Below are 22,471 nucleotides of genomic sequence, written 5' to 3' on the forward strand. Positions count from 1 at the left end.
AGCGCCGCTCCGTATGTCCGTGGCTCAGTTCTTCTTCAGGAACTTGTCGATGTTGGCTGGGGTGACGAGCTGGAACGGCACGTAGACCTTGTGCTCGACCTTTTCACCCTTGGACAGCTTGAGCGCCGCATCCAGCGCGCCGGCACCCTGGCCGGCCGCGTCCTGGAACACGGTTGCGTCAAGGTCGCCCGCCTGCATCGCCGCCAGCGCGTCCTGGGTGGCGTCGACGCCGCCGACGACAACCGATTTCATGTCGATGTTGGCGGCCTTCATCGCCTGGATGGCGCCGATGGCGCTTTCGTCATTGTTGGCGATGACGCCATCGAACGGCTTGCCGGTCGACAGCCAGTTGGTCATCAGGTTCTGTGCCTCGTCGCGGTTCCAGTTCGAGGTCTGCTTGTCGATGATCTTGATGAAGCTGCAGTCCGGCGTGGCGATCACCTCTTCGATGTCCTTGGTGCGCTGCACGGCGGCCTGGTTGGAAAGCTCGCCCATGATCACATAGACATTGGCTTCCTTCTTGCCGGCCTCCTTGAACAGGCGGCAGACTTCCTTGGTCTCGAGCGTGCCGGAATCGGCTTCGTTCGAGGCGACGAAGGCCTGGTTGTCCGGCAGCGAGTTCACATTGACCGGCTCGCGGTTGACGTAGACCAGCGGGATCTTGGCGGCCGCGGCGGCGTCCGACATCGCCTGCGTGGCCGAGGTGTCGACAGGGTTGACAATGATGGCGTCGACGCCCGAAGCGGCGAAGTTCTTGATCTGGTCGAGCTGCTTGGCGACGTCGTTCTGTGCGTCCTCGACCTGCAGCTCGACGCCGCTCATGCCCTTGGCCTGCGCGATCATGCCGTTGCGCAGCACGGTGAGGAAGTTGTCGTCGAACTTGGCCATCGATACGCCGATCTTGGCGGCCATGGCCGATGAACTCATCAGCGCCGCGAAGGCGACGCCCAAAAGCAGTTTCTTCATTGTATCTCTCCTCCACTTTTGGTGTCCGGTTGCACCGATCTATCCGGAATCCCCGATCTCCCCGGGGAATCTCTCCCTGATATCGTTTCGTTCCGCGCTGCATTCCCCGCATCGGCTGGAACGCCAAACTCTCCGTTTGAAACAGACGTTCCGGAACGAAAGAACCAAAATATACAGTTGGTGAAATATTTATTCCATTTTGCCACAAGGCGTCAAGGGCGATTCCAGAACCGGATGCGCGATTTTGGCCGATGCGGGAAAGCGGCGTCGATGCGGGCTGGGCGAGCGTGCTCGATGCGAGGGCTGACCCAAGCCGGGGCAAGTCCGGGGGCATAAGTGAGGGGCCCGTGATGGGCTGCGGCGATTGGCCTAGAAGTGCCAGATGTCCCGCTGCATCAACAAGTCGAGCGGAGCCCGCCACACCCGGTATCTTCCCGCGGACTCTATCTGTTGACTTACGGTAAGATGATTGGCGCGCTCGAAAAAGGCTTCAATGCGCTGCCTGGCAAATAGCTTTCGACCTCTGGTGTTATAGTTCCGCAGGGGCAGCCAGTGTCCGCTTATGGAGCGACCGTGCTGCGATAACGCCACACCAATGCAGAACTGTTCGGACGTGTGTGCTCTGACCACGCCGATCATTTGCTCGATGGCCTGGTAAGCTTCAGCCAGCGCCGGAAGATTGGAATTGTGGACACCTACGACGCCGCTATTCCACATCGGCTCGCGTCCGGACAGCCGCTGGTCCCCAAGCAAAAATCCCTTATCCGCGATTGCCTGATAGGCGGCGGCCTTTGGCGTCCCTTCGCATTTTCTCATGATCGAGTGCGAGGCGGAGATTTTTCCGAAGCATCTCGATACATTGCCAACGGGGTAGATGTCGGTATCCATGAAAAACAGGCGATCGCAACGCCGCAATAGCTCAATGATGCCGGCCGCCTTGATGCCAAACAGGTACCGATCGCCAAAAGACATCTCGGTCATTTCTTTGGCGGTAAGCTCGATCGCTTCGATCGGATAGCCGTCGAAAACGCCTGGCCGGTCCGTCAGGACTGAAATTCTGGCTCCCGGCGTGTAATGCAACAGCCGAAGGGCGCTGAAAAGCGCCCCACGAGCATAGAGCTCGTCCTTGCCAAAGGCGATGTACCCAAACCTGTCCTCACCCATTAGCGGTCTATATTGGCGACGGGATTCTGCGTCAACTCGGCCGGGCGATACCCGGAGGCGCAATGCATCGCTAGATATTCTCGGGCAGGTAGATTTCAAACGGCAGGAAGGTCTGCCCCGGCGCGTTCGCGGCGCCGGTCTCGATGGCATGCGCCATCAGGTCCATGAGGTCGCGGCAAAGTGCGGTCAGCGGCGTCGAGATCACCATCGTCAGGATGCCGTCGGCCAGGGCCGAACGCGAGACCGCCGTGATCTCGTTGCAGATCACCGCCGGCATCTGTGCCGGCCTGGCTTGCCTCAGCGCCGCGACCGCGCCTTCCATGCCGCCGCCGGCGACATAGCAGCCGACCAGATCGGGATGGCGGGCGAGAACATCGAGCAGCGTATCCTGCGTGATCTGGTTGGCCTCGAGATTGACCAGCGTTTCAAGCAAGGTGAAGTCCGGCGCCTGTTCGCGGAAGAAGGAGCGGAAGCCGATCTCGCGCAACTCATGCCCGTGGAAGCGGTGGCTGCCGACGAACAGCGCGACCTTGCCAGGCCGTTTCGCCGCTTTCGAGATCATCCAGGCCGCGGTGCGGCCGACCTTGCGGTTGTCGAGGCCGACATAGCCTTCGCGAATGCCGGCCGCGAAGTCGGACAGCAACGAAAACACCGGCAACCCCTTGGCCTTCATCTCCTCGACGACGACCGTCAGCGTCGGGTGATCCGGCCCGACCAGCGCGACGGCCCTGCATCTGGCCGCCAGCTTGCGCGTGCGCTCGACGATTTCGTCCGGCGTCAGCGAACTGGCGAAATCGATGATCGCGACGCCGCGGAAGCGCTGTGATTGCGAGACCGCGAGCTCGAGCTGCCGCGCGAACTCCGAATAGAACACGTCATTGCCTCGCAACAGCAGGAAGCCGAGCCGGTACTCCGGCAGCTCATGGCGCATCCGCTGCTTGATCAGGCCGGCGGCGTGATAGCCGATCTCGGTCGCGGTCTCGTAGACACGGCGCGCGGTTTCCTCGCGCACTGGCAGGCGGTTGTTGAGCACCCGGTCCACCGTGGCAACGCTGACGCCGGAAATGCGTGCCAGATCGGTGATGGTCGGCCGTTTCGCCATGATCGCCCTCGTTCTATTCCCAATAGCATGGATACATCATTCTGATAGGAAATGATAGAAACTATCTTTGTGATATTGAGTCTATCATCGCTCGGCGGTATTTTTAGGCTCGAAGCCAATGGGTGAGCCGCATTCGCCCGGGCGGATGCCCAGCCGAGGGAGGCAATCATGACGACAGCGCCGTCCCGGCGTGACTACAGCCTGATCGGGCGCGACGCCAAGCTCGCCGTGGAAAACGGGCTGTCGGCGGCCGAGTGGTATCACACGGACATTCCGCGCAAGCAGATGAAGGAGCTGATGCAACGCTCCGACGGGCCGGCGATCCGCGACACCGCGATCTGGCTCGCCGCCCTCATTGTCAGCGGTGCGGGTGGCGCCTGGTTCTGGGGCACTTGGTGGTGTGTGCCGTTCTTCTTCGTCTATGGCGTCTTCTACGGCTCATCCACCGATTCACGTTGGCACGAATGCGGCCACGGCACGGCTTTCCGGACGCAGTGGATGAATGATGTGATCTATCAGATCGCCTGCTTCATGATCATGCGCAACCCGGTGACCTGGCGCTGGAGTCACACGCGCCATCACACCGACACCATCATCGTCGGCCGCGACCCGGAAATCTCGGTCATGCGGCCGCCGGACCTGGTGCGCGCCATCCTCGGCTTTGTCGGCGTGCTCGATGCCTGGCATGCGATGTCGGACATGCTGCGCAACGCGGCCGGCAACATCAGCGCGGCCGAAAAGACCTTCATTCCCGAGCAGGAGCAGGGCAAGGCGATCCGCATTGCCCGTATCTGGACCGCGATCTATGCCGCAACCATCGTGCTGGCGCTCTACACCGGATCGTTTCTGCCCTTGATGCTGGTCGGCCTGCCCAGGCTCTATGGCGCCTGGCATCACGTCATGGTCGGCCTGCTGCAGCATGGCGGCCTCGCCGACAATGTCATCGACCACCGGCTCAACAGCCGTACCGTCTACATGAACCCGATCAGCCGGTTCATCTACTGGAACATGAACTATCATGTGGAGCATCACATGTTCCCGATGGTGCCTTACCATGCTCTGCCCAAGCTGCATGCGCTGATCAAGCATGATCTGCCGGCGCCGACGCCATCGATCCTGGCCGGCTACCGCGAGATGATCCCGGTCTTCCTGCGCCAGCTGCGCAACGAGGATTATTTCCTCAAGCGCGAACTGCCGCCGACCGCCAAGCCGTACCGCGAGGAATTCCATGGCGATGTCATCGCCGCCGCGGCGGAATGATCGTGGCATCCGATCTACACTCTTTGTTTCAACGCAATTCCCTGGGGAAAGAACTGAATGAGCGACTGGGTCGAGGCCTGTGCTGCCGATGACATCGACGAAGAGGATGTGATGCGCTTCGATCATGGCGGGCGCACCTTCGCCATCTATCGCAGCCCGGACGATGAATACTTCGCCACGGACGGGCTCTGCACACATGAAAAGGTGCATCTTGCCGACGGTCTGGTGATGGACGACATCATCGAATGCCCCAAGCACAATGGTCGCTTCAACTACAAGACCGGCGCGGCCAGGGGCGCGCCGGTCTGCGTCAACCTCAGGACCTATCCGGTCAGGGTCGACGCCGGCAAAGTCCTCGTGCAGATCGGGTGACGGAGATGACGCGCGGAATGGTCATCATAGGGGCTGGCGAATGCGGGGGGCGCGCAGCGCTCACGCTGCGCGATCTCGGCTATGACGGGCCGGTGACGCTGGTCGGCGACGAGCCGCACCTGCCGTACGAACGGCCGCCTTTGTCCAAGGACGCGATGGCCGGCGACGCGCCGGAAATCAAGGCGATCGCCAGCGACGCGATCCTGGCCGAGAAATCGATCCGGCATATCCGTTCCGTCCGGGCCGTCGCGATCGATCGCGCGGCGCATACGGTGCGCCTGTCGGACGGTTCGGTCCTGCCCTACGACAAGTTGCTGCTGGCCACCGGCTCGACCCCGCGCAAACTGCAGATGCCTGGCCTCGGCAAGCGCTGCGTTTATCTCAGGACATTCGGCGATGCGCTGGCCATTCGCGCCCACCTCCGTGCGGGCAACCGCATCGCCGTCATCGGCGGCGGCTTCATCGGCCTCGAACTCGCCGCCGCGGCCCGCAATCTCGGCGCTGCGGTCACTGTCGTGGAGGCACAGCCGCGCATCCTGATGCGCGGCGTACCGGCCGAGATCGCCGAAATCATTCATGCCGCGCATGTCGCCGAAGGCGTAGATATCCTGTGCGGTGAAGGCCTTGCGTCCATCGCCGACGACGGCGAGCATGTGCGTATCGCGCTCGCCGGCGGACGCGAAATCACAGCCGACCTCGCTATCATCGGCATCGGCGCCGTGCCAGTGACCGGGCTCGCGGCCGAGGCCGGCCTGGCCATCGACAATGGCATCGCGGTCGATGCCGAGCTGCGCAGCAGCGATCCCGATGTCTTTGCCGCCGGCGACTGCTGTTCGTTCCCGCTTGCCGTCTATGGCGGCCGCCGCGTGCGGCTCGAAGCCTGGCGCAATGCGCAGGAACAGGGCGCGCTGGCGGCGAAAAATATGCTCGGAGCCGGCGAAGCGCATGCGGCGGTGCCGTGGTTCTGGTCGGATCAGTATGGGCTCACCCTGCAGATATCCGGCCTTGCCGACGAAGGCCGCGGCACCGTGCGACGCGATCTCGATGATGGCGCCTTCATCATCTTCCACCTGGCCGAGGACGGCAGGCTGGTGGCGGCCAGCGGCATCGGTCCCGGCAACGCTGTCGCCCGTGACATCAGGCTGGCCGAAATGCTGATCGGCAAGCAGGCCAGGCCGGCGCCGGAGGCGCTGGGATCACAGGCCGTAAAGCTGAAATCGTTGCTGGCCGCTTGAGCCGTGCTAGCCTGCGCAGGTTGCTCTAGGTTACCGGCTCATGCCCTATTCGATCCTCTACGGCATTTCGGTCGCGCAGATCAGGGACGATTTTGCCGCTGCGAAAGAGGCTGTAGCGCGTCTCGAAGCACTGCGGCGCGCCAAGGCCGTGGGTATCATCATTCTGGACAAGAACGGCGCGGAGATCAGCGAAGCGCGGCTGAATGCACTTGCCAAGATCGAAGACGGCGACAGGCAGACGTAGGGTTCTGCGGGTTCCCTGAAGCGATCTAGAAAAGCGCCTTGAGTTCCGGCAGCTTGTCGTTGACCAGCCAGCCGTAATAATTCTCTTCCGGCAGCTTCACCTGTTCACCGGCGGCGCGACGCTCGTCGTTCTCCGCCTTCAGCGCATAGGCACGCTGCTCCGGATTGCCGACATTGTAGAGCGTGGCGGTCAGTCCCGGATTTCCCGAAATGTCGAAGCCGGCGATGCTCTTGTAGGCATCGATCGATTTCCTGATCGTAGCGGCGACATAGGGCAGCGTCAGGTCGGGATCCATGATGGTCTTGTAGACCGAATTGGGGTCCCCGACGTCGAGCCTCGGCAGGCCGGAGACCTTGTGCACGAGATCGCTCATCTGCAGCGCCGTCAAAGGGTTGAGCTGGCCAAGGCCGAAGGTCTGGCCGGCATAGTAGGGCTGGAAGAAAGTGGCGCCGAAGCGGTCATCGGGAAAGCTTGTCCCTCCGACCGATTTGCCGCGAAACGAATGGTTCCAGACCTGCTCGCGGCATTCCCAAAGGTCGTAGCTGTCCGACATCGCGGCGCATTTCTTGAATTCCGGCCGCTGCACGAAATCGGTGATGTCCTCGCCGTCATAGGCGAAGGACAGCTTGCTGGAAAGATAGGAGATCGCCTTGACGTAGTATGTCTGCAGCCGGTCATAGGCGTCGACATTGTAGGTGTGCTCGCCGACGATGGCGCCGACGATGTGCAGGGGATCAATGCCGTAGGCGGAAGCGGCCTTCTTGATCTTGGCGCGCAGATCGGCGTCGTTCTGCAGCAGGGCATAAACCTTCCGGTATTTCGCCTGGAAGGTGGTGTTGGTCGCCTGCGTGCGCCGGCTCGAGGCGCCTGGAATGTCGGGCTGCTCGGCATTGCGGTTTCCCGGCGGCACCAATGTCGCCGCATCGGCGACGAACAGCGTCGCGGCCAGCGTCAAGCCCAGAATGACTGGCCTGAGAATGATTGGCCTGAGAATAATTGGGATGAGTTTTTTCATGCGCCGCCGCCCTGAGGTATTGCCGCGCAAACTAGGGTAATGCTCTGGGTTGAGTCGAGAGCGCCCTTTCCGCCGGCAAGACGAAAGGTGGCCAGATGGTACCATCTGGCCACACATGACTCCGCCGGAGGTGTTGCCTGTTCCGGCGCCGGAACCTTCCAGAGCTGTCGTTTAGAGGATGAATCGCGACAAATCTGTATTTCTGGAGAGATCGCCGACATGCTTTTCCACATAGGCGGCGTCGATGGTGACGCTCGTGCCGTTGCGGTCGGGCGCGTCGTAGGAAATCTCGTCCAGCACCCGTTCCATCACCGTCTGCAGTCGCCTAGCGCCGATATTCTCGACGCTGGCGTTGAGATCGACAGCGATGCCGGCGAGCGAATCGATGGCGTCGTCGGTGAAGGTCAGGTCGACGCCCTCGGTCTTCATCAGCGCGATATACTGCTTGATCAGGCTCGCTTCCGTCTCGGTCAGGATGCGGACGAAATCCTCCTTCTCGAGCGCGCGCAGCTCGACCCGGATCGGCAGGCGGCCCTGCAATTCCGGCAACAGGTCGGACGGCTTCGAGACGTGGAAGGCGCCCGATGCGATGAACAGGATGTGGTCTGTCTTCAGCGGCCCGTATTTGGTCGCCACCGTGGTGCCTTCGACCAGCGGCAGCAGGTCGCGCTGCACGCCTTCGCGCGAAGGCCCGCCCGAAATGTCCGATCTGGCCGCGATCTTGTCGATCTCGTCGAGGAAGACGATACCGTCATTTTCCGCGGCATCCAGCGCCCGGCGCACCACCTCGTCCTGGTCGAGCAGCTTGTCGGACTCGTCACCGACCAGCAGATCGTAGGATTCCTTCACCGTCGTCTTGCGCAGCTTGGTCTTCTTGCCGCCCATCGCCTTGGACAGCATGTCGTTGATGTTGAGCACGCCGATATTGGCACCCGGCATGCCGGGGATCTCGAAACCGGGCATGCCGCCATTGCCGGTATCGGCCACTTCGATCTCGATCTCCTTGTCGTCGAGTTCGCCGTCGCGCAGCTTCTTGCGGAAGCTGTCGCGCGTCGCCGGGCTCGCCGTCTTGCCGACCAGCGCTTCCAGAACGCGTTCCTCGGCATTGATGTGGGCGCGCGCCTTGACGTCCTCGCGCATCTTCTCGCGCACCAGGCCGATGGCGATCTCGACGAGATCGCGGATGATCTGCTCGACGTCACGGCCGACATAGCCGACTTCGGTGAACTTGGTTGCCTCGACCTTGACGAAAGGCGCACCGGCCAGACGCGCCAGGCGGCGCGAGATCTCGGTCTTGCCGACGCCGGTCGGCCCGATCATCAGGATGTTCTTCGGCATCACCTCTTCGCGCATCTGGCCTTCCAGCTGCTGGCGGCGCCAGCGGTTGCGCAAGGCGATGGCCACGGCGCGCTTGGCGTCCTTCTGGCCGATGATGAAGCGGTCGAGTTCCGAAACGATTTCGCGGGGAGAAAATGTGCTCATATCACTAAATTCCACTTTGCCACTGCTTGATGGCCTCGAACGGATGCAGCAGCATGATCACGTTGAGTGTCAGATTGTCCCGGATGAGGTAGCCGGTACCCAGTTCGAAAAGGATGGCGAGGCTGACGATCACCCATATAGGTAGCCTTCGCGCCATCACAAATCCCAGCACCATGGCCAGTGTGTCGGACACCGAATTGATGATGCTGTCGCCGTAATAGTCGAGCGAGATGGTGCCGGCACGGTAGCGGTCGATGATGAACGGGCTGTTCTCGAGCAACTCCCAGCCGCCTTCGATGAGAACGGCGAACGCCAGCCTCAGGCCGATCGGCGAGCGTGGGAACAGGAACCGTGCCAGCGCGTAGAACAGGAAGCCGTGGATGATGTGCGAGAAGGTGTACCAGTCCGAAATGTGCTGGGAATTCTCGGAACTGTTCACCACGCCATGCCAGAGTTTGACGTAGCCGCATGTACAGATCGGCGTCCGGCCCATCAGATAGAGCGTGACGGCCTGGACGATGACAAGCCCGGCAACGAGCAGCAACCCCATCCGCCAGCTGTTTTCGTAGGCCGAGAGGTTCTTCTCCTCGCCGGATGCATTCATGCCCTATAGCCCCTCTTCCCCGTCGCCTTCTTCGGCATCGCCCTCTTCAGCGTCGCCCTCTTCTGCATCGATAGCCATCAGCACCACATTGCCATAGACCGATTGCCTGCGATCAATGGTCCGGAATCCGGCTTTTTCATAGGCGCGGATGGCCCTGATATTGGCCGGGTCCGGATCGATGATGACGCGCGGTACGCCTTCCCTGAACAGGTCTTCGACGAATTGGCGCACGATCGCCGAGCCATGGCCGATACCGATCAGTTCAGGCCGGCCGATCGACAGGTCGATGCCGAGCGTGCCGAACGGCTGGTCGGCATAGGGATGGTCGTCTTCCAAATGCGGATCGTAGCTCTGCAGATAGGCGATCGGCTTGCCGCCGAGTTCGACGATCAGCGGCTCGACCGAAATCGAGTCGATATGATCGCGGATCTCGGCGATTTCCGCCTCCGGATCGTTCCACCACTGAGCGACTTCAGGCTCGGCGAGCCAGCCGGCGATCATCGGCAGGTCCTCTTCAGTCACCGGCCGAAAATCATAGCTACCTTCTTGTTTGGCCATGATCTTTTCCGAAAACCGGTTCCCACTTTTCGGGATCAAGGCCCACCTTCTCAGGCGGCATCGAGCGTTTCGATGACGAAATTGTTGTTGGTGTAGACGCAGATATCGGAGGCGATCTGCATCGCCTTGCGGGCGATCTCCTCGGCATCCTTGTCGGTGTCCATCAGCGCACGTGCCGCCGCCAATGCGTAATTGCCGCCCGACCCGATAGCCATGACGCCAAATTCGGGTTCGAGTACGTCGCCGGTGCCGGTCAGCGCCAGCGAGACCGACTTGTCGGCCACCAGCATCATCGCCTCGAGCCGGCGCAGATAGCGGTCGGTGCGCCAGTCCTTGGCGAGTTCGACGCAGGCGCGCGTCAGCTGGTCGGGATACTGCTCGAGCTTGGCTTCCAGCCGCTCAAGCAGCGTGAAGGCATCGGCGGTGGCGCCGGCGAAACCGGCAATCACATTGCCGCCCTTGCCGATGCGGCGCACTTTACGGGCATTGCCCTTCATGATGGTCTGGCCAAGGCTGACCTGGCCGTCGCCAGCGATCACCACCTTGTTGCCCTTGCGCACCGTCACGATGGTCGTGGCGTGCATGGTCAGATTATCAGACATTTCCTGGCTCCGATTCGCGCGATCCCAAAAGGCGATTGGCGCGGTACGAGTGATTTTTATCGGCCATATGTATGCACGGGACCAATGATTGCAAATCGCCTCTCCGGCAAGGCCCGATACCTCTGTCCGAGGCAACTGGCAATCGCCGGATCATGCTGATAGAAGGCATTCGTTTTCAAGTCCGCGAGCGCTTGGAGCCTGTGAACCGGTTTACCATGTGAACCCGGTTTACCACGTGAACCGCTGGGACAAGGATAGAGTGATGGCGCCCCGTTCCGCCGAAGCCAGCCGCAAGACCAAGGAGACCGACATCTCGGTGTCTGTCCATGTCGACGGCTCGGGCAAATCCGATATCGCCACGGGCGTCGGCTTCTTCGACCACATGCTGGACCAGCTTCTCGCGCCATTCCCTGATCGACATGACGGTCAGGGCGACGGGCGACCTGCATATTGACGACCATCACACGGTCGAGGACACCGGCATCGCGCTCGGCCAGGCGCTGACCAAGGCGCTGGGCGAACGGCGCGGCATCATGCGCTATGCCTCGATCGACCTTGCCATGGACGAGACGCTGACGCGTGCGGCGATCGACGTGTCGGGCCGGCCGTTCCTGGTCTGGAACGTGTCCTTCTCGTCGCCCAAGATCGGCACGTTCGACACCGAACTGGTGAGGGAATTCTTCCAGGCGCTGGCGCAGAATGCCGGCATCACGCTGCATGTCACCAACCATTATGGCGCCAACAACCACCACATCGCCGAGACCTGCTTCAAGGCGGTGGCGCGCGCGCTGCGCACGGCACTCGAGCCGGACCCGCGCCAGCCGGATGCGGTTCCCTCCACCAAGGGATCTTTGAAGGGATAGCGCCATGGCCGCCTATGTCGTGATGGAACCGCCCGGCCGCAGCGAGAAGGTCGACACCACGGCCTTTGTCCGCGACGGCTTCACCTGGCTCGGCCTCTTGGTGCCGCCGTTATGGCTCGCCTGGCATCGGCTGTGGATCGAAGCCGGGCTTGCCTTCGTCGTCATGGGCCTGCTTTCGATGGCTGGGCAAAATCTTGGCCTTGGATTGGCAAGTTCGCTGCTGTCGCTGCTCGTCTCGTTCTATGTCGGCCTGGAGGGGCAGGGGTTGCGCATCGCTGCCCTTCGCCGGCGCGGCTGGCATGAATGGGGCGTGGTTCACGCCGGCCGGCTCGGCGACGCCGACATCCGCTATGCGCTTGAGGCCGAAGGGCACGCGGAGGAAACCATTCCCGCGCCACGCATGGTTCCGGATGCCGCCCTGGCCCGCCCGGCGCAGCCCGGCATGGCGCTGGGCCTGACCCACATCCCGGGACGGCCCTGACATGCGGGTAGCAATCATCGACTATGGGTCGGGCAATCTGCGCTCGGCCACCAAGGCCTTCGAGCGCGCCGCGCGCGAAGCCGGCATATCGGCCGAGATCGAGCTGACGGCCGATGCCGACCGGGTGCGTAGCGCCGACCGCATCGTCCTGCCCGGCGTCGGCGCCTATGCCGACTGCGCGGCGGGCCTGCGTGCCGTCGAGGGCATGTGGGAAGCGGTCGAGGACGTCGCGATCGCCAAGGGTCGGCCTTTCCTCGGCATCTGCGTCGGCATGCAGCTGATGTCCGAGCGCGGCCTGGAAAAAACCGTCACCAAAGGCTTTGGCTGGATATCAGGCGACGTCAAGGAGATCACGCCGGCCGATCCGGCGCTGAAGATCCCGCAGATCGGCTGGAACACGATCGAGCTTCGGCGCCAGCATCCGCTGTTTGCCGGCATTCCAACCGGAACCGCGGGACTGCACGCCTATTTCGTCCACTCCTATCATCTCGACGCGCGCAAGGCGGACGAGGTTCTGGCGGTCGCCGACTATGGCGGCCCGGTGACGGCCACCGTCGCCCGCGACAATCTCGTCGGCACGCAGTTCCATCCGGAGAAGAGCCAGGCGCTGGGGCTGGCGCTGATCACCAATTTCCTGAAGTGGAGGCCCTGAAACATGAGCAGGAAGGGCTATTGGATGGCGATGATCGATGTTCGCGATCCCGAGGTCTACAAGCACTATATCGAGGCGAATGCTGTTGCCTTTGACAAGTACGGCGCCAAATTCATCGTGCGGGCGGGCCGCCACGAGAACCCGGAACAGCCGACAGGCAATCGCCATGTCGTGATCGAGTTCGAATCCTACGACAAGGCAGTGGAATGCTATCATTCGCCCGAATATCAGCATGCCTCGAAATTCAGGCTGGCCGCATCGACGGGCCATTTCGTCATCGTTGAAGGCGCCTGAATCGTGATCCTGTTTCCTGCCATCGACCTCAAGGACGGCCAATGCGTGCGGCTGAAGCACGGCGACATGGCGACCGCCACCATCTACAACGATGATCCCGCCGCGCAGGCAAAAGCCTTCGAGGACCAGGGCTTCGAATGGCTGCATGTCGTCGACCTCAACGGCGCCTTCAAGGGCCAGAGCGTCAACAGCGCGGCGGTCGGCGCCATCCTCAAGGCGACGAAGAACCCGGTGCAGCTCGGCGGCGGCATCCGCACGATTGCGCAGATCGAGGACTGGCTCGCTCGCGGTCTCGCTCGCGTCATTCTCGGCACGGTGGCGGTGCGCGATCCCGATCTGGTCCGGCAGGCCTGCAAGGCTTTCCCTGGCAAGGTCGCGGTCGGCATCGATGCCAAGGGCGGCAAGGTCGCCGTCGAGGGCTGGGCCGAAGCGTCGAGCCTTGGCGTCATCGAACTGGCGAAGAAGTTCGAAGGCGCCGGCGTTGCCGCCATCATCTACACCGACATCGATCGCGACGGCGTGCTGACCGGCATCAACTGGGATGCCACCATCGACCTCGCCGACGCCGTATCGATCCCGGTCATCGCTTCGGGGGGCTGGCCTCGATCGCCGACATCGTGCGCATGACCATGCCGGACGCACAAAAGCTCGAAGGTGCCATCTCGGGCCGCGCGCTCTATGACGGCCGCATCGATCCGGCCGAGGCGCTGGCGATCCTGCAGGGCCGGCCGGTGGCGGAGGCGAAATCGTGAAGATCACCATCATCCTCGCCTCCTATGACAGCGGCCACTACCATGGCGGCATGGGCCAGGGGCCGGACGCGCTGATTGCGGGCGGTCTCGTCGATGCCCTGACCATGGCTGGCCACGACGTCGCGGTCGAGGATATCGGCAGGGTCGGCGGCGACCAGGAGCGGGAGATCGCCACCGGCTTTGCCGTCTGCAACGCCGTCTCGGGTGAGGTCCGCATTGCCATCGACAGGGGACGGTTTCCTATCGTGCTCGCCGGAAACTGCCTGACCAGTGCTGGCGCGGTCGCCGGCGAAGGCGCCGATGCGATCATCTGGGCCGACCAGCATGGCGACCTCAACACGCCCGAGACCTCCGTATACGGCTTCCTTGACGGCATGGCGCTGGCGACCGTGCTCGGTCTGTGCTGGCGCCCGATGGCATCAGCCATTCCCGGCTTCCAGCCGATCGATCCCTCGCGCTGCGTGCTCGTCAACGCCCGCGATCTCGATCCGGCCGAGCAACAACTCCTCAAGACCTTGCCGGTGATCCGCACTGAATGCCCCGGCGTGGCGCAAGCGACCGAAAGGCTGAAAGCCGCCGGCGCCAAAAGCGTGCACATGCATCTCGATCTCGACGTGCACGACCCGAAGGAGCTGCAGGCCAACCGCTATGTCACACCTGGCGGGCCGAGCCCCGAACAGTTGCGCGACGCGGCCTGCGCCATGGCGCTTGCTGTACCGGTCGTCGGCATCACCGTTTCCGCCTACGATCCGGCCTTCGATGCCCAGGCTGACGTGCCGCCGCTGGTCGGCCAGTTGCTCAATGACCTTATCGCCACGATAGAGAGCCGCTGATGCTGAAAGCCCGCGTCATCCCGTGTCTCGACGTCAAGGACGGTCGTGTCGTCAAGGGCGTCAATTTCGTCGATCTCATCGACGCTGGCGACCCGGTCGAGGCAGCCAAGGCCTATGACGCCGCCGGTGCCGACGAACTGTGTTTTCTCGACATCACCGCTTCGTCCGACAACCGGGAAACCATCTTCGATGTCATTGCCCGCACCGCGGAACAGTGCTTCATGCCGCTGACCGTCGGCGGCGGCGTGCGCCAGGTCGCCGACATCAGGAAGCTGCTTTTGGCCGGCGCCGACAAGGTGTCGATCAACACGGCTGCGGTGAAGAACCCGGATTTCGTCGCCGAAGCAGCCGACAAGTTCGGCAATCAGTGCATCGTCGTCGCCATCGACGCCAAGAAGGTTTCCGGCGCCGGCGAGGTCGATCGTTGGGAGATATTCACCCATGGCGGACGCGAGAAGACCGGCATCGACGCGGTCGAATTCGCCCGGAAAATGGTCGATCGTGGCGCTGGCGAGATCCTGTTGACCTCGATGGACCGCGACGGCACCAAGGCCGGCTACGACATCGCGTTGACGCGTGCGATTGCTGATGCGGTGCGCGCGCCAGTCATCGCATCGGGCGGGGTCGGCACGCTGGACCATCTGGTCGAAGGCATTCGCGATGGCCATGCCGGCGCGGTTCTGGCGGCCTCGATTTTCCATTTCGGCACCTACACCATAGCGCAGGCCAAGGCGCATATGGCCGAGGCCGGGCTGCCGATGCGGCTGGACTCCTCGGTCTATCGGTCCTAGAGGCTTTCCGGCTAAGAAAGGCTCTCGGCGCCATGGCTGAATTTTCGCTGTCCGATCTGGAAAAAATCGTCCATGAGCGCGCCCATTCCGGCGATGCGGACTCGTGGACGGCCAAGCTGTTTTCGCGCGGCATCGACAAGGCGGCGCAGAAGCTTGGCGAAGAGGCGGTCGAGACCGTGATTGCCGCCGTCAAGGGCGACAGACAAGGCCTCGTTTCCGAAAGTGCCGATCTTATATATCATTGGCTCGTCGTTCTCGGCATTTCGGGTGTTCCGTTGCGCGACGTGCTCCAGGAGCTCGAAAGCCGCACCGCGCGTTCGGGCATCGCCGAGAAGGCGTCGCGGCCCAAGGGCTGAGCACGAGGAGGGCAGGTATCTCGATGGATCAGCTCGCGCCAACCGAGAAATATTCCCCGTTTCGTTTCTTCTCCGCCGAGCAATGGTCGCAATTCCGAGCCGACACGCCACTGACACTGAGCGAGGACGAGTTCCGCCGGCTGCGTTCGCTCAACGACCCGGTCGACCTCGAAGAGGTCAAGCGCATCTATCTGTCGCTGTCGCGGCTTCTATCCGCGCATGTCGAGGCCAGCCAATTGCTGTTCAGGCAGCGCCAGGCCTTCTTCAACGCCGTCGATATCGTCAAGACGCCGTTCATCATCGGCATCGCCGGCTCGGTAGCGGTCGGCAAATCGACCACGGCCCGCGTGCTGAAGGAATTGCTGGCGCGCTGGCCGTCGAGCCCCAAGGTCGATCTCATCACCACCGACGGCTTCCTGCTGCCCAACGAGGTCCTGCGTCGCGAAAACCTGATGGAACGCAAGGGCTTTCCCGACAGCTACGATGTCGGCGCGCTGCTGCGTTTCCTCTCGGGCATCAAGTCGGCGCTGCCCAATGTGCGCGCGCCGGTCTATTCGCATCTCACCTACGACGTCATTCCCGGCGAATTCGTCACCATCGACCGGCCGGACATCCTGATCTTCGAAGGCATCAATGTGCTGCAGCCGGGCAAGCTGCCGCAGGACGGCAAGATCGTGCCTTTCCTGTCGGACTTTTTCGATTTCGCCATCTATATCGATGCCGACGAGAACCTGATCCACCAGTGGTACATTTCCCGTTTCATGCGTCTGCGCGAGACCGCATTCCGCAATCCGGATTCCTTCTTCCACCGATATTCGCAGCTCTCGGAGGATTCGGCGCGCGCCATCGCCGAAGGCCTGTGGACCAACATCAATCTGAAGAATTTGCGCGAAAACATCCTGCCGACGCGCGCCCGCGCCGACCTCATCCTGCGCAAGGGCGCCGACCATCTGGTCGAGGAAGTGGCGCTGCGCAAACTCTAGATGGCGAGGGCGGGCTCGTCGCGACGAGCCCGCCCTCGGGTCAAATCCGGCCCCGCGCCTCAGCCATTGGCGAATGGCACGGCAACATAAATCTGGCCGCCGTCGCGTTCGACCAGCAGCAGCACCGACTTGCGGCCCGACTTGCTGGCCTGGGCGATCGCCTGCGTAACCTGCCGGGCGCTCTTCACCGGCGCCTGGTTGACGGCGACGATGATATCGCCCGGCTGGATGCCGGCAGCAGCGGCCGCCTTGTCGGGGCTGACGCGCGCAACCACCGCGCCATGCTCGTTATCGGCGAGGTTCATTTCCTGGCGAATGTCGGGCGTGATATCCATCAGTCCGAGGCCGATCGCCGGCGCGCGTGAGCCTTGTTCGGCGCTCGGCATGCCGGAATCGTCAGTCGACGCTGTCTTCACGTCGTCGCTGTTTTGCCCGACATTGACGGAAATCTGCATGGCCTTGCCCTTGCGCCAGACATCGAGCGATTCCTTGGCGCCAGGGGCGACATCGGCGACGGCGCGTGACAGATCCTTGGGGTCCTTGACGTCCTGTCCGGCGAAGCCGGTGATGACGTCGCCGGCCTCGACGCCGGCGCTGGCGGCGGGCGAACTGTCATTGACCTTTGAAACCAGCGCGCCGCCAGGATGATCGAGCCCTATGGCGCTTGCCACGTCGGGCGTCACCGGCTGGATCTCGACACCGAGATAGCCATATTGGATCGAGCCGTCCTTCATCAGCTTGGCCACGACCTTCTGCGCCTGGTCGGACGGGATGGCGAAGCCGACGCCGACACTGCCGCCATTGGGTGAATAGATCGCCGTGTTGATGCCCACGACATTGCCGTTCACATCCACCAGCGGGCCGCCGGAATTGCCATGGTTGATCGGCGCGTCGATCTGGATGAAATCGTCGAACGGCCCACTGTGCAGGTCGCGGCCGCGTGCCGAAACGATACCTGCCGTCACCGTCGTGCCGATGCCGAACGGATTGCCGATCGCCAGCACCTGGTCGCCGGTCATCAGCCTGTCGGAATCGCCCCATCTGACCGTCGGCAAGGGCTTGTCGGCTTTGACCTTGAGCACGGCCAGGTCGTTCTTGGCGTCGCGGCCGACAAGCTTGGCGGGAAGTTCGGTGCCGTCATCGAGCGTCACCTTGATCGAGGAAGCGCCGTCGACGACGTGATTGTTGGTGACGATCGTGCCGTCGGCGGAGATGATGAAGCCGGAGCCGAGCGCTTCGGCGCGCTGCGCCTGTTGCGGCGGTGTCCGCGGAGCGGGCATGCCCTGGTCGCCGAAGAACTGGCGAAAATACTGATCGAACGGCGAGTTGCCGAGAGGCATCCCGTCGTCGTCATTTGCAGGCTGCGCTTTCATTACGGTTGTGACCGTCACCACCGCGGGCTTGTCGGTCGCCACGATCGGCGCAAAGGAGCCATTGGGGGCGGTGATACCGGCGACAGGGGTCTGGGTCGTCGCGACAACGTTGCTCACGCCTGTGTTGCCGGCACTTTGAGCAAATGAAACGACGAAGGGGGAGATGATGAGGGCGGCGCCCAGCAATGCGGCGACGCGATGTCTGCGAAGAATGTTGTGGGATGACATGGTCGTTGTCCGTGCGAGACATTGGGTTCGGCGCCGTGGCCTGTAAGGGAGCGGCCCATTCGGCGTACCGGCCGTCGCGGCCGCCTGTCTCGCTTCATGCGGCGGCCGTTCAGGTCGATGAAACCGGAATCTAGGACGCGGATGCGGGCGAATTAGGTTTTTTCGGTTATATTACAAAGATTTAATTCTTTGCGGCCTGATCGGCGTGCCGCGCTCGCATCACCGCTCCTGGCGATGTGAACGCTTCGCGAGGCTCAGATTTCGCCGGTTTGCTCGATGTAAGCCTTTGCAATCTCACGCATACGCTTGCGGTCGAAGCTCGGTCCGTGGCCGCCATGGCCGATGCGGATCGGCAGGTCGAGCAGCCGTTGCATGGTACTGACATAGGCGGCCCGGTCGGAATCCGGCAGGCTGTCGATCAGCGTATCGTCGTAGATGGCGTCGCCGCTGAAGAACAGCCCGTCGGCCTCGTCGAACAGCGCGATCGAATCCGGCGAATGCCCGGGAAGATGCAGGACGCGGAATTGCCGGTCGCCGAGATCGATCACGTCGCCCTCGTCGAGGGTCCGCGTCAGCGGCGCCGCTGGGATCTTGTAATCGGCCGCCTTCCAGCCCGGCCCCGGCAGTTTCGAAACGGCGCCTTCGAGATCGTGGAACATGTAGGCGTAGGTCGCCGCCTCATCCATGCTCTCGAACTGCGCGGCACTCATCCTCGGTCCGGCCCGCCATGGAAATTCGTGCAGCGAGCCGACATGGTCGAGATGGATGTGCGTGGCGACGACCAGCAGCGGCTTGTCCCGCGGCGTCTCGATCTGCGGCGCCAGCGGACAGATGCCCATGCCGGTATCGACCAAAAGGTCGGCGTCGCGACCCCGCAGATGCCAGATGTTGGCGCGCACATAGTTATGCACGAACGGCTCGGTCAGCATCGTCGTCCTGTCGTCGACGATGCTCTTGCTGAACCAGCCTGACATTAGACGAACGGCTTCCCGACCTTGTACTTTTCCGGCACCAGCCGCTTGAGATAGGCCATGCCGGCGTCGGACAGCTGGCTGACGTCGGGCTTCATGAAATTGTCCGGCATGTGGCGGGTCTTGCCGGCGACATTCTTCAGCGGCACCTTCTTCAGCACGGTCTTTGCGCCATCATATTGCAGCGCCACCGAGCCGCCACCCTGTTCGGCGACAGAGACCGCGAAGGCGCCGGCATCGAATGCCTCCCGCGCGTCGACGGCGCTGATGGCGCCGACATAGCCGCGCGGCATGTAGCCGAGTGCGTCGACGCGGGCCCGCTTGCCCGGGAGCCCATCGGCCAATGCCCGTTCCAGTGCGGCCGGCAGGTCGCTGCCCGACAATTTGACGTTGCCATGCTGGTCGCGTTCCAGTTTCTCCGGTGGCACCAGGCTCTCGACCAGTGCCTTGCCGTCGGCGGTGCTGACCCCTTCCGACACGGCGACGATACAGCGCTTGTGGCGATCGAGCGTCGCACGCACGTCGTCGATGAAACCGGCCGCGGAGAACGGCCGCTCGGGCACATAGACGAGATGCGGGCCGCTGTCGGGATCAAGCTGCCAGGCCGCGGCGGCGGCAGTCAGGAAGCCGGCGTGCCGGCCCATGACGATGCCGACATAGATGCCGGGCAAAGCGCGAAAATCGAGGTCGACGGACAGAAAGGCGCCAGCGACGAACTCCGCCGCCGAAATGAAGCCCGGCGTATGGTCGTTCTCCTCGAGATCATTGTCGATCGTCTTGGGCGCATGGACGAAAGCAATGGAGCCGCCGGCGGCGTCGGTCAGGATCTGCTGTGTGCCCGAGGTGTCGTTGCCGCCTATATAGATGAAGGCGTCGGCCCCGGCCTTCTGCAAGCCCTTGAGGATGACGTCGCAGTAGGCCGCGTCCGGTTTGTCGCGCGTCGAGCCAAGCGCCGCGCTCGGTGTCCCGGCAATCAGCCGCAGCCGGTCCTCGGGGATGGCTGAAAGGTCGACATAATTGCCGTCACGAATGCCGCGCACGCCATGGAGGGAGCCCAGCACCTTGGCGCCCGGATGCCTCTTGCGGATCTCCAGCGTGGCGCCGACAACCGTCTGGTTGATAACGGCGGTCGGGCCGCCGCCTTGCGCGATAACAAAAGTTCCGGCCATTCCTGACGTCTCCCGAGGCGATGGGTTTCAAGACACCTTCGCCTGTCTCGCGGCATCGCGCAACGGGGAGTCACGGGCACGATCCCGAAAAATGGAAACCGGTTTTCTCGGACGGACGGTTTTCCGTTTGTTCAGAAATCATGCTCGGACAAGACGATAAAGCGGCCGCGTTGGCCGCTCGAAAGATCACATGACGACGACCGGGTTCTTCTTCGAAACGCGGCTGTAGAGGTCGATGATGTCCTGGTTGATCAAGCGCACGCAGCCCGACGACATCGCCTGGCCGATGCTCCACCATTCGGGCGAGCCATGGATGCGGTAGCCGGTATCCTTGCCGTCCTGATATATATAGAGCGCGCGCGCCCCGAGCGGGTTGGTCAGGCCGCCGGGTTGGCCGCCCTGCCACTTCACCAGTTCGGGCTTGCGCTGGATCATCTCCGGCGGCGGCGTCCAGGTAGGCCATTCCCGGCCATACTGGATGTTGGCGCGGCCGGACCAGCGGAAGCCGTCCTTGCCGATGCCGACACCGTAGCGGATCGCGTCGCCACCCGGTTGGACGAGATAGAGCATGCGCTCCTTGAGATGGACGACGATGGTGCCGGGCGCTTCGCCGGTCGTGTCTACGACGATCTGGCGGCGGAATTCCGGCTTGACCTTCAGATACGGCACCTCCGGCACGTTAAAACCGTTGTCCGTCAACGCGGCATACATCAGGTCGGGGCTGGTGATGTTCTTGTCGACGCTGATCGACGGCCGCATCGGCGGTACGGAACCGGTGACCGTATTGTCGAGTTCAAGCGCCGGCATGCCGCCGCCGGAAGTCGAGCAGCCGGCGGCGCTGAGCAGCGCCAGTGCGCCTGCCCCCGACAGGACGGCGCGGCGGGAAAGACGATGATCGGTTTCGATTGCGTCGCCGTTTCGTGGCGGCGTCAGACCTTGCGGCAACTCGCGCATATACCCAAACCTTACGCTGTCGGCGGGAAGCACGGTCCGGCCGGATAGCAGGCATTTTCATCATTCATGGTTGATAAAGCGTGAATGCCTTGCATCGCCTGCATTTGCGCGTTGCCTGGCCGGGTTCGGCCCTCCCGGGTGGCCGCCCACCGAGGGGGTCTGCACAAAAAGACCCAGCTCATGTCATAATCCCGGCGTCGGCGGCTCCTACGCAGCAAGCGATCAGCGAGGGGCCTCCATGTGCAAGACGTTAAAGACCGACATCAAGCTTTTTGCCGCCGCCATTGTCGCGGCCGCATTGGTCCTCGGTGCCAATGTCAGCCTGGCCGATATCGTGAGCACGCTGGGCGGCGCGAACTGACGCCAACCCTGCCGTTCGCGCAATTGATGGCGCGGCAATTTCAGGAAAAATGCGCGGTGGTCTTGCGTCCGCAATCGCGCAAGAAACAAAGATCCTGCCCCTTTACATTCTCCCGGGACTGAGGATTTATCCTTTTCCTTAACCCAAGGGAGACAGACATGTCCTTCGAAAACTGGGCCGCTTTCGCCGCCGCGTCGACGATCCTTCTCATCATCCCGGGGCCGACCATTCTGCTGGTCGTGTCTTATGCGCTGGGCCAGGGCTGGCGCACCGCCCTGCCGATGGCCGTCGGCGTGGCGCTCGGTGACTTCACCGCCATGACCTTGTCGATGCTGGGCATCGGCGCGCTGCTCGCAGCTTCGGCTGGTGTCTTCACCATCCTGAAACTGATCGGCGCCGGCTATCTGATCTATCTCGGCGTGAAACTGTTCCGCGCCGGCGGCGCGCTGAAGGCCGAACCCCGGACCGATGCCGTATCGTCGGCAAAAATGATGGCGCATGCCTGGCTGGTCACCGCGCTCAATCCGAAAAGCATCACCTTCTTCGTTGCCTTCCTGCCGCAGTTCCTCGACCGGCACGCCGACTTCTGGACGCAGATGCTGATCTTCGAGGCCACCTTCCTGGCGCTCGCCTTTGCCAATGCCTTTGGCTATGCGCTGATCGCGGCACGCGCGCGAAACGTCGTGCGCAATCCCAAGGCGATCCGCATCTTCAACCGTACCGGTGGCACATTGCTGGTTGGTGCCGGCATCGCCACGGTGGCGATGCGTTCGGGCAATTGATGTCCTGACACGGGGTGAGGCCTG

Annotated in this window: 25 protein-coding genes and 2 pseudogenes; 15 read left to right on the forward strand and 12 right to left on the reverse strand. The window is 62.8% G+C overall.

Annotation, left to right across the window (positions count from 1 at the left end):
* Positions 1–24: 24 nt before the first annotated feature.
* From AC1VON_RS06275 to AC1VON_RS06285, 3 genes are all read right to left on the reverse strand, one after another.
* A complete protein-coding gene (locus tag AC1VON_RS06275) occupies positions 25–966 on the reverse strand; it encodes a sugar ABC transporter substrate-binding protein (protein ID WP_172347424.1) in 942 nt (313 codons plus the stop codon).
* A gap of 369 nt (positions 967–1,335) precedes the next feature.
* Complete coding sequence (locus tag AC1VON_RS06280) at positions 1,336–2,130, reverse strand: hypothetical protein (protein ID WP_483120996.1); 795 nt, start codon at positions 2,128–2,130, stop codon at positions 1,336–1,338.
* 70 nt (positions 2,131–2,200) lie between these two features.
* Positions 2,201–3,232, reverse strand: a complete 1,032-nt coding sequence (locus AC1VON_RS06285; protein ID WP_483120997.1) for a LacI family DNA-binding transcriptional regulator — start codon at positions 3,230–3,232, stop codon at positions 2,201–2,203.
* A 168-nt stretch (positions 3,233–3,400) separates the two neighbouring features.
* On the opposite strand from AC1VON_RS06285, the gene AC1VON_RS06290 reads away from it, so the two are divergent.
* Genes AC1VON_RS06290 through AC1VON_RS06305 form a run of 4 tightly spaced genes read left to right on the forward strand, consistent with a single transcriptional unit; the run spans position 3,401 to position 6,343 of the window.
* Positions 3,401–4,492, forward strand: coding sequence for a fatty acid desaturase family protein (locus AC1VON_RS06290; RefSeq protein ID WP_483120999.1), 1,092 nt, complete (start codon positions 3,401–3,403; stop codon positions 4,490–4,492).
* Positions 4,493–4,549: 57 nt separating this feature from the next.
* The gene (locus tag AC1VON_RS06295) at positions 4,550–4,864 is read left to right on the forward strand and encodes a Rieske (2Fe-2S) protein (protein ID WP_140770385.1); all 315 of its coding nucleotides are present in this window, start codon (positions 4,550–4,552) and stop codon (positions 4,862–4,864) included.
* Positions 4,865–4,869: 5 nt separating this feature from the next.
* The gene (locus tag AC1VON_RS06300) at positions 4,870–6,099 is read left to right on the forward strand and encodes an NAD(P)/FAD-dependent oxidoreductase (RefSeq protein WP_483121001.1); all 1,230 of its coding nucleotides are present in this window, start codon (positions 4,870–4,872) and stop codon (positions 6,097–6,099) included.
* Positions 6,100–6,139: 40 nt separating this feature from the next.
* Positions 6,140–6,343: a hypothetical protein gene (locus AC1VON_RS06305; RefSeq protein WP_483121002.1), complete on the forward strand. Its 204-nt coding sequence runs from the start codon at positions 6,140–6,142 to the stop codon at positions 6,341–6,343.
* Between the two features lie 25 nt (positions 6,344–6,368).
* On the opposite strand, the gene AC1VON_RS06310 is transcribed toward AC1VON_RS06305, so the two are convergent.
* From AC1VON_RS06310 to hslV, 5 genes are all read right to left on the reverse strand, one after another.
* Positions 6,369–7,358: a DUF1402 family protein gene (locus tag AC1VON_RS06310; RefSeq protein WP_483121004.1), complete on the reverse strand. Its 990-nt coding sequence runs from the start codon at positions 7,356–7,358 to the stop codon at positions 6,369–6,371.
* A gap of 171 nt (positions 7,359–7,529) precedes the next feature.
* Positions 7,530–8,840 carry an ATP-dependent protease ATPase subunit HslU gene (gene hslU, locus AC1VON_RS06315; RefSeq protein WP_172347417.1) on the reverse strand — a complete coding sequence of 437 codons (1,311 nt, stop codon included), beginning with the start codon at positions 8,838–8,840 and terminating at the stop codon, positions 7,530–7,532.
* A 4-nt stretch (positions 8,841–8,844) separates the two neighbouring features.
* A complete protein-coding gene (locus AC1VON_RS06320; protein ID WP_483121005.1) occupies positions 8,845–9,444 on the reverse strand; it encodes a DUF2585 domain-containing protein in 600 nt (199 codons plus the stop codon).
* A 3-nt stretch (positions 9,445–9,447) separates the two neighbouring features.
* Positions 9,448–10,002: a GNAT family N-acetyltransferase gene (locus AC1VON_RS06325; RefSeq protein ID WP_483121006.1), complete on the reverse strand. Its 555-nt coding sequence runs from the start codon at positions 10,000–10,002 to the stop codon at positions 9,448–9,450.
* A 50-nt stretch (positions 10,003–10,052) separates the two neighbouring features.
* Entirely contained in the window at positions 10,053–10,604 is a 552-nt protein-coding gene (gene hslV / locus AC1VON_RS06330) for an ATP-dependent protease subunit HslV (RefSeq protein ID WP_483121007.1), read from the reverse strand.
* Positions 10,605–10,866: 262 nt separating this feature from the next.
* Here hslV and hisB point away from each other — a divergent pair.
* The 9 genes and pseudogenes from hisB to coaA all read left to right on the forward strand — a co-directional run bounded on the left by hisB (position 10,867) and on the right by coaA (position 16,609).
* Positions 10,867–11,467, forward strand: a pseudogene (gene hisB, locus AC1VON_RS06335) (imidazoleglycerol-phosphate dehydratase HisB).
* Positions 11,468–11,471: 4 nt separating this feature from the next.
* Positions 11,472–11,948, forward strand: a complete 477-nt coding sequence (locus AC1VON_RS06340; protein ID WP_483121009.1) for a DUF2628 domain-containing protein — start codon at positions 11,472–11,474, stop codon at positions 11,946–11,948.
* 1 nt (position 11,949) lies between these two features.
* On the forward strand, positions 11,950–12,600 hold the full coding sequence (hisH, locus tag AC1VON_RS06345) for an imidazole glycerol phosphate synthase subunit HisH (RefSeq protein ID WP_483121011.1): 651 nt from the start codon (positions 11,950–11,952) through the stop codon (positions 12,598–12,600).
* Positions 12,601–12,603: 3 nt separating this feature from the next.
* Complete coding sequence (locus AC1VON_RS06350) at positions 12,604–12,894, forward strand: DUF1330 domain-containing protein (protein WP_172347410.1); 291 nt, start codon at positions 12,604–12,606, stop codon at positions 12,892–12,894.
* 3 nt (positions 12,895–12,897) lie between these two features.
* Positions 12,898–13,646 (forward strand): annotated as a pseudogene (gene hisA, locus AC1VON_RS06355) (1-(5-phosphoribosyl)-5-[(5-phosphoribosylamino)methylideneamino]imidazole-4-carboxamide isomerase).
* The gene (locus tag AC1VON_RS06360; RefSeq protein ID WP_172347408.1) at positions 13,643–14,479 is read left to right on the forward strand and encodes an arginase family protein; all 837 of its coding nucleotides are present in this window, start codon (positions 13,643–13,645) and stop codon (positions 14,477–14,479) included. The pseudogene hisA and the gene AC1VON_RS06360 overlap by 4 nt, the downstream one beginning before the upstream one ends.
* Positions 14,476–15,270: an imidazole glycerol phosphate synthase subunit HisF gene (hisF, locus tag AC1VON_RS06365; RefSeq protein ID WP_172352784.1), complete on the forward strand. Its 795-nt coding sequence runs from the start codon at positions 14,476–14,478 to the stop codon at positions 15,268–15,270. The genes AC1VON_RS06360 and hisF overlap by 4 nt, the downstream gene beginning before the upstream one ends.
* A gap of 32 nt (positions 15,271–15,302) precedes the next feature.
* Positions 15,303–15,626 (forward strand): phosphoribosyl-ATP diphosphatase, encoded by a 324-nt coding sequence (locus AC1VON_RS06370; protein ID WP_172347407.1) that lies wholly within the window; start codon positions 15,303–15,305, stop codon positions 15,624–15,626.
* 23 nt (positions 15,627–15,649) lie between these two features.
* Positions 15,650–16,609, forward strand: a complete 960-nt coding sequence (coaA, locus tag AC1VON_RS06375; RefSeq protein ID WP_172347406.1) for a type I pantothenate kinase — start codon at positions 15,650–15,652, stop codon at positions 16,607–16,609.
* Between the two features lie 59 nt (positions 16,610–16,668).
* Here the strand turns inward: coaA and AC1VON_RS06380 are convergent, their stop codons facing one another.
* The 4 genes from AC1VON_RS06380 to AC1VON_RS06395 form a co-directional block, all read right to left on the reverse strand.
* Positions 16,669–18,210, reverse strand: coding sequence for a DegQ family serine endoprotease (locus tag AC1VON_RS06380; protein WP_483121013.1), 1,542 nt, complete (start codon positions 18,208–18,210; stop codon positions 16,669–16,671).
* A 254-nt stretch (positions 18,211–18,464) separates the two neighbouring features.
* A complete protein-coding gene (locus tag AC1VON_RS06385; RefSeq protein WP_483121015.1) occupies positions 18,465–19,184 on the reverse strand; it encodes an MBL fold metallo-hydrolase in 720 nt (239 codons plus the stop codon).
* Positions 19,184–20,350 (reverse strand): diphosphate--fructose-6-phosphate 1-phosphotransferase, encoded by a 1,167-nt coding sequence (locus tag AC1VON_RS06390; RefSeq protein WP_483121016.1) that lies wholly within the window; start codon positions 20,348–20,350, stop codon positions 19,184–19,186. Before AC1VON_RS06390 ends, AC1VON_RS06385 begins: the two co-directional genes overlap by 1 nt.
* 186 nt (positions 20,351–20,536) lie before the next feature.
* Positions 20,537–21,304 (reverse strand): L,D-transpeptidase, encoded by a 768-nt coding sequence (locus AC1VON_RS06395; RefSeq protein WP_172347402.1) that lies wholly within the window; start codon positions 21,302–21,304, stop codon positions 20,537–20,539.
* A gap of 238 nt (positions 21,305–21,542) precedes the next feature.
* Between AC1VON_RS06395 and AC1VON_RS06400 the strand changes: the two genes are divergently transcribed.
* Positions 21,543–21,665 (forward strand): hypothetical protein, encoded by a 123-nt coding sequence (locus AC1VON_RS06400; protein WP_080680899.1) that lies wholly within the window; start codon positions 21,543–21,545, stop codon positions 21,663–21,665.
* A 158-nt stretch (positions 21,666–21,823) separates the two neighbouring features.
* The gene (locus AC1VON_RS06405) at positions 21,824–22,447 is read left to right on the forward strand and encodes a LysE family translocator (protein ID WP_172347401.1); all 624 of its coding nucleotides are present in this window, start codon (positions 21,824–21,826) and stop codon (positions 22,445–22,447) included.
* The last annotated feature ends 24 nt before the right edge of the window (positions 22,448–22,471 follow it).

This window comes from Mesorhizobium sp. HAY1-8B (assembly GCF_056868045.1).